This is a genomic window from Pyxidicoccus fallax, assembly GCF_012933655.1.
GTDB lineage: Bacteria > Myxococcota > Myxococcia > Myxococcales > Myxococcaceae > Myxococcus > Myxococcus fallax.
In genome coordinates this window covers 1-11,728 of the sequence record NZ_JABBJJ010000371.1, presented here as the reverse complement: position 1 = coordinate 11,728, position 11,728 = coordinate 1, and the positions used below count along the sequence as shown (strand labels likewise).

At 71.1% G+C, this 11,728-nt stretch carries 10 protein-coding genes; 6 read left to right on the top strand and 4 right to left on the bottom strand.

Translation table 11 applies throughout. From position 1 onward, the window contains the following. Positions 1-247: 247 nt before the first annotated feature. Positions 248-1,588 carry an MFS transporter gene (locus HG543_RS45100; RefSeq protein WP_169351148.1) on the top strand — a complete coding sequence of 447 codons (1,341 nt, stop codon included), beginning with the start codon at positions 248-250 and terminating at the stop codon, positions 1,586-1,588. Positions 1,589-1,634: 46 nt separating this feature from the next. On the opposite strand, the gene HG543_RS45095 is transcribed toward HG543_RS45100, so the two are convergent. Next, the gene (locus tag HG543_RS45095) at positions 1,635-1,826 is read right to left on the bottom strand and encodes a hypothetical protein (RefSeq protein ID WP_169351147.1); all 192 of its coding nucleotides are present in this window, start codon (positions 1,824-1,826) and stop codon (positions 1,635-1,637) included. A gap of 63 nt (positions 1,827-1,889) precedes the next feature. Here HG543_RS45095 and HG543_RS45090 point away from each other — a divergent pair, with 63 nt between their 5' ends. Both HG543_RS45090 and HG543_RS45085 read left to right on the top strand, forming a co-directional pair. Beyond that, positions 1,890-2,276: a hypothetical protein gene (locus HG543_RS45090; protein WP_169351146.1), complete on the top strand. Its 387-nt coding sequence runs from the start codon at positions 1,890-1,892 to the stop codon at positions 2,274-2,276. A 17-nt stretch (positions 2,277-2,293) separates the two neighbouring features. Next, positions 2,294-3,526 carry a hypothetical protein gene (locus tag HG543_RS45085; RefSeq protein ID WP_169351145.1) on the top strand — a complete coding sequence of 411 codons (1,233 nt, stop codon included), beginning with the start codon at positions 2,294-2,296 and terminating at the stop codon, positions 3,524-3,526. Positions 3,527-3,541: 15 nt separating this feature from the next. Here the strand turns inward: HG543_RS45085 and HG543_RS45080 are convergent, their stop codons facing one another. After that, a complete protein-coding gene (locus HG543_RS45080; protein ID WP_169351144.1) occupies positions 3,542-5,398 on the bottom strand; it encodes a glycoside hydrolase family 15 protein in 1,857 nt (618 codons plus the stop codon). 356 nt (positions 5,399-5,754) lie between these two features. Between HG543_RS45080 and HG543_RS45075 the strand changes: the two genes are divergently transcribed. From HG543_RS45075 to HG543_RS45065, 3 genes are all read left to right on the top strand, one after another. Beyond that, a complete protein-coding gene (locus HG543_RS45075; protein ID WP_169351143.1) occupies positions 5,755-6,384 on the top strand; it encodes an MPN domain-containing protein in 630 nt (209 codons plus the stop codon). 13 nt (positions 6,385-6,397) lie between these two features. Then, complete coding sequence (locus HG543_RS45070; protein ID WP_169351142.1) at positions 6,398-6,817, top strand: hypothetical protein; 420 nt, start codon at positions 6,398-6,400, stop codon at positions 6,815-6,817. Positions 6,818-6,891: 74 nt separating this feature from the next. After that, positions 6,892-10,569, top strand: a complete 3,678-nt coding sequence (locus HG543_RS45065) for a DUF2135 domain-containing protein (protein WP_169351141.1) — start codon at positions 6,892-6,894, stop codon at positions 10,567-10,569. A gap of 13 nt (positions 10,570-10,582) precedes the next feature. On the opposite strand, the gene HG543_RS45060 is transcribed toward HG543_RS45065, so the two are convergent. Beyond that, on the bottom strand, positions 10,583-11,152 hold the full coding sequence (locus tag HG543_RS45060) for an imm11 family protein (protein WP_169351149.1): 570 nt from the start codon (positions 11,150-11,152) through the stop codon (positions 10,583-10,585). A gap of 20 nt (positions 11,153-11,172) precedes the next feature. Continuing rightward, the coding region (locus tag HG543_RS45055) for an AHH domain-containing protein (RefSeq protein ID WP_211194594.1) at positions 11,173-11,728 on the bottom strand (556 nt) is incomplete at its 5' end.

Below are 11,728 nucleotides of genomic sequence, written 5' to 3'. Positions count from 1 at the left end.
CTTCCTGTCCACCTTCTCACGCCACCCCTCCCTCGAACTCCCACTGGAGCGGCGGCGGAGCAACAGGTGCGCCACTTCGCGGGGCACGTCTGCGGCCCCGGGCGGAAGTAGAGTGTCGGGGGAGAGACAGGGCCGCCTGCCCTCCGGGCGAGACTCCGCCGCCTTTCGCGCGGGTGACCACGTTTCCGGCAGCACACCCGCCGCGGGGCCGCCCGCGACGGCAACCAGGCAAAGGAGCAGGCAGCGGATGCAGACACGGGCTTCCGGGGAGCAGCCCCCACGCGGCGGGTGGAGATTCCTCCTTCGGGCCCTGGGCCACCGCAACTACCGGCTCTTCTTCGCCGGGCAGAGCGTGTCCCTGGTGGGCACGTGGCTGACGCGGGTGGCGACCTCCTGGCTGGTGTACCGGCTCACGGGCTCGGCGATGTTGCTGGGGGTCATCAGCTTCTGCGGGCAGATTCCCACCTTCCTCCTCGGCCCCTTCGCGGGCGTCCTCGTGGACCGGTGGAACCGGCACCGGCTGCTGGTGGTGACGCAGGTGCTGGCGATGATTCAGTCCCTCGCGCTGGCGGCGCTCGCGCTCACCGGCGTCATCGCCGTGTGGCACATCGCGGCGCTCATGGTCTTCCAGGGGCTCATCAACGCCTTCGACATGCCGGGGCGGCAGTCCTTCGTGGTGGAGATGGTGGAGGACCGCGCGGACCTGCCCAACGCCATCGCGCTCAACTCGTCCATGTTCAACGCGGCGCGGCTACTGGGCCCGTCCGTGGCCGGAGCGCTCATCGCGCTGGTGGGCGAGGGCGGCTGCTTCCTCATCGACGGCATCAGCTACCTCGCGGTGATTGGTTCGCTCCTGGCCATGCGCATCACCCCGCGCCCCCGCGTGCAGCGGCATCAGCACGTGCTCACGGAATTGAAGGAGGGCTTCCAGCACACCTTCCACTTCCCGCCCATGCGCGCCCTGCTGGGGCTGGTGGCCCTGGTGAGCCTGATGGGGATGCCTCTCACCGTGCTGATGCCGGTGATGGCGTCGCAGGTGCTGGGCGGCGGGGCCAACACGCTGGGCTTCCTGATGGCCGCCGCGGGGCTGGGCGCGCTCGGGGGCGCGGGGTTCCTGGCATCACGCCGGTCCGTGCGAGGCCTGGGCGGCGTCATCCTCGTCACCACGCTGCTCTTCGGGGCGGGCCTGCTGGCCTTCTCGCTGTCTCGGCACCTGGCGCTGTCGCTCGTGTCGCTGGTGCTCACCGGCTTCGGGATGATGGTGACGACGGCGGCCAGCAACACCGTCCTGCAGACCATCGTCGAGGAGCGGATGCGCGGGCGGCTGATGAGCTTCTACACGATGTCCGTCATGGGCACCGCGCCCTTCGGCAGCCTGCTGGGCGGCACGCTGGCGACGCACCTGGGCGCGCCCACGACGCTCGCCATCAACGGCGCCATGTGCCTCGTGGGCGCGGTGTGGTTCTGGCGGAAGCTGCCCGAATTGCGCGAGCGGGTGCGTCCCATCTACGTCCGCCTGGGCATCATCCCGGAGGTCGCCACGGGCATGGACATGGCCGCCGAGCGGCCGGGGCCCCGGGAGGTCTGAGCGCCGTCCCGGCACCCGCTTCCGGGACGACGGCCCTGACGGGTGCTCAGTCCCCTTCCGCGGAGCCCGGCGTCTTGTCCGGGTCCTCATAGGGATGCATCCGGTGCGGCGCCTCCTCGTCGTCTCCCTCGGCGGACCCGGGGGTGTGGCCGGGTCCCTCTTCCTCGTAGGTGCCCTGGCGCTCCATCTCGTCATCCGATGGCTCGATCATTCGCCGCGGGTCTTTGATGTCCGGCATGATGGCTCCCTCCTTCCAGGGAACCTGCGCACCCCTGGGAGCACGGGCATCACGGGAGGCCTCATGTCCACGAAGAAGGGGGCCCTCCACCGGCTCCTCGGCGGTGCGAGCCAGGCCCTCGGAAACCTCGTCGGCGGAGCGCTGACGCTGGCGCTCGTCCTCCGCCCCAACCGCGCGGGGAGCGAGCGGGCCCGGAAGAACGCGGACGTCCTCATCGCCGCCTGCCGCGCCTTCCAGGCGAAGCACGGCCGCCTCCCCGACACGCTGGAGCAGCTCGTCCCCGACTTCCTGCCGGACCTGCCGCCCGCGAAGTTCGCCGGGCCGCACTTCGGCTTCACCTACGACGTGGACGCCGAGGCCACGCGCCACGTGCTGGGCTGGACCGACGTCATGCCCTTCGGCCGCCCGTACTACGTCTTCGAGGAGGACCGCTGGGGCTACCTGGACTGAAGTACATTGCCCGCCCCATGCTCCTCGAAAGCCTGCGGGACGGAAGCTTCGGCGTGAAGTTCGACGTGGGGGACGGCTTCCAGCGCGAAGACGAGGCCGAGGTCTACGCAGGCCTGGAACGGACGGCGGACGACACGACGTGGCACCTCGCCTTCACCCCCTTTCGCCTCGGCCTGCGCCCCGAGGATGACGCGGTCCTCCGAGACGACTTCGAACGCCAGGTCCGCTTCCTCTTCCAGCGGCAGTACGACATGCTCCCGTCGGTGATGGGCGGCACCCCGCGCCTGCCGCCCCGCACGAGCGACCCGAGCTGGTCTCCCCTCATCGCGCTCGAGCGCATCCAGGTGGGCGGCGCCCCCTGCCTGCGCGTGCTCTACCGGCTCGCCTACGAGCACGGCCTGGAAATCGTCGAGGGCCTCCTGCTGATTCCGCTCGCCTCCGGCCTGTTCCAATTCAAGGTCAGCCACGGCGAGCGCTTCACGGGCTACCGGGAGACGGCGCTGCTGTCGGACTTCATGAGGAAGGAGCCCGGTGTTCCCCCGGATGAGCTCATGAAGCGACACGGCCAGCGGGCCTATGACAGCCCCGAATGGGACGCGCGCTTTCCCGAGCACAGCCTCAGTCGCGTGCGCGCCGCGCTGACCTGGCTGACGACTCCGGAGCAGAGCGGCCTCGCGGTGCTCGCCCCCATGCCGCCGCCTCCCCGGGGCGAGGTCGAGCTCCCTGGCGTGGGCTGCGCCATCACGCCTCCGCCCCGCTACACGCCCGTGCCTTCCGAGGACGTGGGGCTCTCCAGCTCCATCGCCATGTTCGTCCGCCTCCTCGCCTCGGACAACCGCACGCTGGACGTCTGGCGCAGCCCGGACACCCTGCCTCCCGGGCCCGGCCGCGCCGAGGCCCTGGTCAACCTCGCGCGGCGGAACGCCCAGGAGTGGGTCCAGGAGGGCGCGACGGACATCACCATGGATACCCACGTCCTCCCCGAGCTGGACGGCAGGCCCCACGTGGCGAACCACCTCCGCTTCCTCGCGCGCGGCCGCCCGGTGACGAATGCCACGCGCTGGCTCGCGGACGCGGATGGCGCCGTCTTCCGCGTCGCCGTCGGCGGACCGCCCTATCTCCCCATCGAGGAGCTGGCCCAGGAGGCCGACGCCGTCATCCGCTCGTGGCGGAGGCTCCCGGACGCCAGCCCGCGGGCGAGCGCTCCTCCGGCTCCGGCCGCGAAGAAGCCGTGGTGGCGTTTCTGGTGAAGCCCGTGCGGTCCGTCACCCCGCGGAGGGCGAGACCTCGGTGACTTCCATGGGGCGGCCGGAGCGCCGGCTCGCCTCGTGGATGGCCCACGCCGCGTTCACCAGGCCCACGTGGCTGAAGGCCTGCGGGAAGTTGCCCAGCACCTCGCGCCGCTCCGGGTCCACCTCCTCCGCCAGGAGGCCCACGTCGTTGGCGAAGGAGGCCGCGCGCGTGAAGGTGACGGTGGCCGCCTCCAGCTCGCCCGCCATGGCCTGCACCTGCGCCAGCCAGAAGGTGCACAGGAGGAAGGCGCCCTCGTCTCCCTCGATGCCGTCATCCATGCGGTAGCGGTGCAACAGCCCGTTGCGGTCCATCAGGTGCTCCTGGATGGCGCGCACCGTGGAGCGCACCCGCGCGTCCGTCGCGGGCAGGAAGCCGGTGATGGGAATCATCAGGCACGCGGCGTCCAGCACCTCCGAGCCGAAGGACTGCGTGAAGGCCCCCACGCGCTCGTTCCACCCCTCCTCCAGCACCGCCCGGCGGATGTCCTCGCGCGTGCGCGTCCAGTGCTCCACCTTCGATTCGGCGCCGAGCTTGTCCGCCAGGGAGATGGCCCGGTCCAGCGCCACCCAGCACATCAGCTTCGAGTGCACGAAGTGGCGCGGCTCGCAGCGCACCTCCCAGATGCCCCGGTCCTTCTCCCTCCAGCGCGCCGCCGCCACCTCCGCGGCGTCCACCAGGAAGCGGTGGAACGTGTCGTCCATCCGCTCCAGCATGTCCTCCAGCCGGTGCACCGAGCACAAGAGCTCGCCGTAGACGTCTAGCTGGCGCTGGGACCAGGCGTTGTTCCCCACGCGCACCGGCGCGCTGCCCCGCCAGCCGGAGAGGTGGTTCAGCACGCGCTCGGTGAGGTCGTGCTCGCCGCCCACGCCGAACATGGCCTGCAGCTCCGCGCCATTGGCGAGCTGCGACTGCGCGGACTCGGCGAGGAACTGGAAGTAGCGCTCCGCCTCGTCCGGGCACGCGGCCACCCACAGCGCGTCCAGGACGAAGCTGGCGTCGCGCATCCAGGTGTAGCGGTAGTCCCAGTTGCGCTTGCCGCCCAGCGCCTCTGGCAGCGACGTGGTGGGCGCGGCGATGACGGCCCCGGTGGGCTGGAAGATGAGCCCCTGCAGCACCCGGCCGCTGTGGTGCACCAGCTCCCGCCACGGGCCCTCGTAGCTCTGGTGCTCCTCGGCCCAGGAGCGCCACGTCTCCATCGTGTCCTCCAGGCGGCGGGCAATCTTCTCCTGGGACCAGAGCGCCACCGGCGAGTCCCAGGCGACGTGGTGCTGCACGGCGAAGCCCGTGGACTCGCCGGCCTCCAGCGTGAAGGTGGCCCGCACGTCCGGGCCCTCCACGTCCAGCGGCACCGCGGCGGCGAGCAGCAGGGCCGTCGCCCCGCCCCGGCAGGCCACGCCGCCCTCCACCTCGCGGACGGACGGCGACACGAGCCCGTACTCCGGCCTCGCGCTCAGCTCCAGGCGCATCGTCACCCGGCCGTGCGTGCACGTCACCCGGCGAAGCAGGACGCCCGGCGAGGCGCGGCCCAGCTCGTGCCCGCGCTCGTGACTTCCCGTGGCCAGCGCGTCCACCACCACCACCGTGCCCGTGGGCGTCTGGAACGTGGTCTCCAGCACGAGCGTCCGCTCGCGGTAGCGGCGGCTGGCGCGCGCCTCGCCCTCGGGCCGCAGCGAGAAGTGCCCCGCCTTCGCATCCAGCAGCCGCGCGAAGACGGAGGGGCCGTCGAAGCGCGGGAAGCACAGCCAGTCCACCGAGCCCATCCGGCTCACCAGCGCCGCCGAGCGGCAGTCCGACAGCAGGGCGTAGTCGCTGATGGCAAGGCCGCTCATGCCGCTCCCTCCGTCGGCTCAGGGTTGGGACGGACTCGCCCACCCACAAGCCCGGGGCGCTCGAACGCAGGGCGGGCGGCCGTGCGAAATCCTGGAGTGGCGTCGGCGGGTAGGATGATATGGGGGCAACCTGGAGGGTTTCTCCCGGTCCGGCCCCAGGTCCGGACGGGGCCCGGAAACGGACGCCTTCCCGAGGGAAACGTTCCCCACTCCAGGACTACATGCTAAGTCACGGAATACCCGTCTTGCGCCACTACCGAGATCATGCGAGAAAATCCATTCTCACGCTTCTTTCAGGTTTAGCATGGTTGCGCGAGGGCTGATGCGTGACAGGCCCCCGGCTCCAGGGGGCAGGCATGAGACGTCAGTGGGTGGCGGCCTTCGTGGCGGGCTGGCTGGTGGCGTGCGCCAGCACTCCGGAGGGGCCCGTCGAGGGCACGGACTATGGGTACCGGGAGGGCTTCGTCTGGGTGCGAGGCCCGTGGGATGCCATCACCCCGTCAACGGATGTGGACGTGGTGATTGACCAGCTCTGCCCCGCCGTCATGCGGCTGCCGCGCGCCCAGGGGCGGGAGTACGGGCAGGAGTACTGCGGCGCCATCTACTCGCTGGGCAACGGCACCTACCACGCCAGCTTCCCGTCCACGCTGGGCCCGCTGCTCAAGGCCATTCCGGAGCGGGAGAAGCGGTGCAAGCCGCCGCGCTTCGTGGACGACGCGCGGGGGAAGACGGTGGTGCTCGCGGACTACCACAGCCACCCGTGGGCGGACTCGCGCATGTCCCCGGCGGACCGGATGGAGGCCCGGCAGCGCTTCAGCATCCGCATCCAGTTCGACACGAAGTGCCGGGTCATGAAGCTGGTTCCGTATGTCGGTGAGGTGCGCCCCGGCGAGCTGTACGAGCGCCGGGAGCAGCGCTGGGTGCGCATCGGCATCATCAAGCCCGAGCACAAGGCCGCGGGCATCGTCACCGAAGTCAGCGAATAGCCCGGGAGACACCATGACACGCGGACTTCTCCTGCTCCTGTGCCTGATGCTTCCAGCGTGCGCGCTGTTCCAGCGGTCCTCCCGTCCGCCCCGCGCTCCGCCCGAGGAAGCAGCACGCGTGCGGTTCCCCCTGGATTTGCCGGCGGACACGCGCACCACCCTGTCCGCCGGGCTGGTGACGGCCATGGAGCTGGCGCTCGCGGACTTCCTGCCCCTGGACGTGACGCCCCACAAGGGCGCCACCGAGGAGGAACGCTGCCTGTACCAGCGCGAGTCCTATGACGTGGCCGCCGCCCCCGGCCCCGAGGGCATCACCTTCGTGCAAATCACCCTGCGGCCCGGTGTCTGCGAGAAGAAGGACCCCATCCTGGACATGGGGGCGACGTACGCGGTGGACGTGGCCGGGCGCCGCATCCTCGCGGTGCAGCACTGACGGCCGGGGTACCTTCCACCCCGGCCGGGGGGCCATGAGCGGGCGCGGAGACGTTTGGGCTAACGTCCTTCGCCATGCACCTCACGCGCCTGTCCACCGCCGTGCTGCTGGCGTGCCTCGCCGTCTGCGGTTGCAACCGGGATTCCGGCACGAAGCCCGCCGCTCCCGCCGCTCCCGCCCGCGCGCCCCTGTCCCCCGACTTCGAGAAGGCCGGGCTCGTGGCGCCTTCCACGGTGCCGGGCGAGGTCGACCCCGGAGAGGTGGACCTCGAGGAGCTGCGTGACTCCGTCGCCGACCCCGAGGTGCTCAGCGAGGCGCAAGTCGCCGAGCTGAGCCGCGAGGGGATTGCCCGGCGGCGGGCGGAACAGGGAATGGTCGCGGAGAACCTCGACGGCGTGGAGCTGGCGCATGACGGAGAGACGCAGCTCGCCGCGATGGAGCCGGCCCCGGGTGCGGCCGCACCACCGCCGCCGCCTCCGCCGCAGGCCGCGGCTCCAGCGCCCTCCACGGAAGGCGGAGGTATCCAGGGCGGTGTCGTCGGTGGCGTGGTGGGTGGGGTGATTGGCGGCCGCGTGGCCCCGTCCTCCCGAGCGGCGGCCGCACGGGAGGAGGACCGGGCACGGGCCCAGGCCATGGCCTACGAAGCCCGAACCCAGGAGGAGCGGGGCCGGGTGCTCGAGCAGAGGCGCCGGGAAATCATCCAGGTCATCAAGGGCGGCGAGGCCGCGAAGGCGGACCCGAGCAAGCCCGCGCCTCCCGAGGACCTCCCCACCCCGGTGCTGCCCAAGGTGGAGGCCGCCCCGCGCGCGGCCAAGGTGCTCGTCATGGGCGAGGACGGCCGCTACCAACCGCTCAAGACGCGCGCCGTCCGCGTGGTGACGTACATCCAGGGCTCGCGCGCCCGCACGGTGGTGGACCACCTCTTCGAGAACGACACGAACCGCAACCTTGAAGGCACCTTCTACTATCCGCTGCCTGGCGGCGCGGCCGTCGCGGGCTTCGCGCTCTACTCGGGCGCCGTGGCCGTCACCGGCCCTTCCCTCTTCCAGTCCACGGACCTGCTGCCGCCCCTGGGCGAGGACTCGGCCCGGGTGGAGGAGCTGGGCGCGTCGGCGCCTCCCAGTCCCAAGGGCGCTCCGCGCTCCTGGGGCGAGCGCCAGGAGGCCCGCGTCGTGGAGCAGAAGCGCGCCCGCGAGGTGTACGAGGAAATCGTCCGCAACAACGTGGACCCGGCGCTGCTGGAGTGGGCCGGTGCGTCCACCTTCAGCGCCCGCGTCTTCCCGCTGCCTCCGAAGTCCCTCAAGCGCGTGGTCATCGCGTACGAGCAGACACTGCTCTTCGATGGCGAGCGCCTGCGCTACACGTGGCCGCTGCCCGCGGGGGCCGGCAAGGACGTCCAGGTGTCCGCGCGCCTGCACGTGGACCCTCGCCACGCCGGTGAGGTGACGGTGCAGCCCGAGCCCGCCGCGCCCCGTGCCCTGGGTTCGTGGCGAGCGTATGACTTCCCGAAGCTGCGGGGGGACGGTGCGCTCGCCGCGGCGCTCACTCCGAAACAGGCGGACGCGGACGTGCTGGTGGGGAGGGACCCGGCGGGCCTGTCCGGCCAGGCCTTCCATGCGCGCGTGCGGCTGCCGGCGCGGCTCACCTCGGAGGCCGAGGGCCCCGCCACCGGCCGCGCCGTGCTGGTGGTGGACACGTCGCTGTCCATCGAGGACGGCAATGCGTGGGCGCTCCAGGCCGCCACCCTGCGGGCCCTCCTGGAGAAGGACTCCACGCTGAAGGAGTACGCGGTGCTCCTCTTCGACGTGCGCCCGCGCTGGCTGCACGCGGCGGCGTGGCGTCCCAATGACGCCGCTCACCGGCAGCAGACCTTCGCCGAATTGGAGCGCGTCTTCCTGGAGGGCGCGTCCCACGTGGACGGCATGCTGACGGAGCTGGACCGGGCGGGCGACGCATGGCTCAAGCCGGCGAACGCGGGCGAGCGCGTCACGGCCTTCCTGCTGTCCGATGGCAACGCCACGTGGGGGCAGAGCACCGTGGAGTCGCTCGTCTCGCGCCACCGCAGCGTGGAGACGCTGCGCTGGGTGACGTACCGCTTCGGCGAGGCGGCGGTGAACACGGACCTGTTCGACGCGCTGGCCCGGGCGAGCCGGGGCCGGGTGGTGAACGTGCTGTCCGGCTCGGAGGTGGACGCGGCGGCCCGGGCGCACCGCGCCGCCGCCGTCGTGCTGGAGCGCGTGGAGGTGAAGGGTACGGGCGTGAAGGACCTGGTCGTCGCGGGACGGCCGCACCTCGTCTTCCCGGGCCAGGAGCTGCAAGTGGCCGGGCGGCTCCCCGAGGACGGGGCCGCGACGCTGGAGGTGGTGACGCGCGCCGGGGGTGAGGAGCGCGTGCTGAGCATGCCGCTGCCGAGGGAGCAGGACAGCGCCTTCGCCCCGCGCGCGTGGGCGGAGCTGTTCGTGGGACGGCTGGTGGCGCTGGACGACGAGCGGCTGGACCGGATGGTGGTGGCGCTGAGCCAGCACTACCGGCTGGCGAACGCGCGGGCGTCCATGCTCGTGCTGGAGTCCGAGGGAGACTACCGGCGCTACTCCATCAACGATGAGCGCGTGGAGCTGACCGACCTGGAGGCGCTGCGCCGGCGAGAGGAGGACCAGCGCCGCGACAAGCTGCAGGGCATCGCGCTGGACGGGGTGCTGGAGTCCGGCCTGGCGGTGGTGCGCGGGCTGGAGGCGCACCGGGCCGCGCTGTCTCCTCTGCTCAAGCGCCAGCCGCTGCGCGACGACCCATACGCCGGTGGTGACGCACGGCTCCAGGCCGAGCAGACGTACCTCCAGGCTCGCCGCGCGAACAAGGACGACGTGATGGTGTACGAGGCCGTGGCGCGCAGGCGTGCGTTCTCCGGCGACACGTGGGGCGCGCTGCGGGCGCTGTCCTCGCCGGTGGAGCTGCGGCCAAAGGACGCGGAGGCACTGCGGCTGGTGGGCTATGGGCTGCTGGCCATGGGGCAGTACCCCGCGGCGGTGGAGCTGTTCGAGCACGTTCGGCTGAACCGGCCGTTCGAGGGGCAGGCCTTCCTGGAGGAGGCGCTCGCGCTGGACGCGGCGGGACGCTACGCGGAGGCGGCGAGGAACTACGAAATCGTCCTCGCCCGCACCTGGAACCGGCACCAGACCGAGATACAGACGGTGGCGGGGTTCCACTACACGCGGATGCTGTGGGCGCTGATGCGCCATCCTCGCGCGGAACCGGTGGCTTCCGTGCTGCGCGGACGGTTGGGGGAACTGGAGAAGAAGGGCGGTGAGCACGAGGTGGTGCCCGGGCGCGTGTCACGGGCGGCCATCGATTACCAGCTCACGACGCACTGGAACTCGGACAGCACGGACATCGACCTGTGGGTCATCGAGCCGGATGGTGAGCGGTGCGACTACCGGAACAAGACGACGCGGCTGGGCGGGCAGCTCTACTGGGACGTCACCGATGGCCTGGGGCCGGAGCTGTACCACGCTCGCAAGGCGGCGCCGGGGCCGTACCACGTGGTGGTGCACTACTACGGCAACCGCTCCGCGCGGTACGTGGTGCCCACGGCGCTGCTGCTCGTCAGCGACAAGGATGTGTTCAAGGAGGAGGGCACACTCCGTCGGCGCTTCCAGCTCCGCATCCTTCCCAAGAACGACGCCCGGCTGCTGCTGCGGCGGGAGGAGCTGATTCCGGCGGAGAAGGCCCGGGTGAGCACGCAGTCGGCGCCGTGAGGTCCGGAGCGGACTACACCTCCGTGAACTTCAGACCGGTGGCGCCCGTGCGCTCCAGGGCGTCCTTGATGTCCTCGGAGACGACGAGGACCACCGGCCAGCCCCAGGGTCGGAAGACCTTGGCGTCGCCCACGCGGGACTTGTCGATGCGCATGCCGACGACGTTGCGATATTGGCCGGCCCGCTCGGGCTGGTCGTTCTCGTCCTCGGGGATCCAGCGCTCCACGTACTCCGAGGCCTGGTCGTCGATGCAGTCCACCAGGCGGATGACATTGATGAGGACGTAGGGCTCGGGTTGACCCTCGACTTCGATGGGGTACGCCTGGATGTCTCCCGGTGCGAGCGCGGTGAACACGGACGCCACGCGCGGGTGGACGACTGGGATGACTCCAGCGTCCGCGAGGGAAAAGTCGAGATGCGTGCCGGGACGGTAGATTCCGACTCGCAACGGCCCTTCCACGGTCGCGGGCGTGCCTTGCGAGAAGAGCCAACTGCCTACCTCCTGGCCCCGGCCGTCGACAGGGGTGCCCAAGTACCAGAGGCCGGGAATGTACAGGTCCTGCTCCAGGTCGAAATACCGCATCGAAGGCACCACGTCTTTCCTCAGTCCTCGGTCAGCAGCCGCCGTAACCTACTCCCACGCGTGGAGAGTTCCCGCGCAATCCGCCGGAGTTCCCGGGTCAGGGCCTGACGACAGCTCTCAACGGTAGTGCATGTGTTGGTCGCATCCCGCACCCGTCGAAACACCTCCCGATGGTACGCCGCGGGATGAGGCCCTTCATGCCCACGGATGCGAATCTGGTTCGCCCTATCGTTCTTCAGCGACATGCCTGCCTTCTCGAAGATGACTTCGAAACGAGGCGTCCACGGACCGCCTTCCGCCTCGGACACGGGGTTCTTGTCCGTGCAGATGTGATGCACCGTCCCATCCGGGTCTCCCTGGATGCCATCCGAGCCCGACGCCACCATGGCCACCGCGTTGGGCGCGAGGCTGATGACGACCCCGTCCTCCACCACCGCCACCGCGCTCACCTGTTCGATGGCCGCCAGCCTCACGCCAAGCCGCGAGGCACTCAGTGCCGACGCCTCCGTGATGCTTGGGAGCAGGGGCAATCGGGACGTCATCCATGACGCACCGCCCACCGTCCCCTTCCCCACC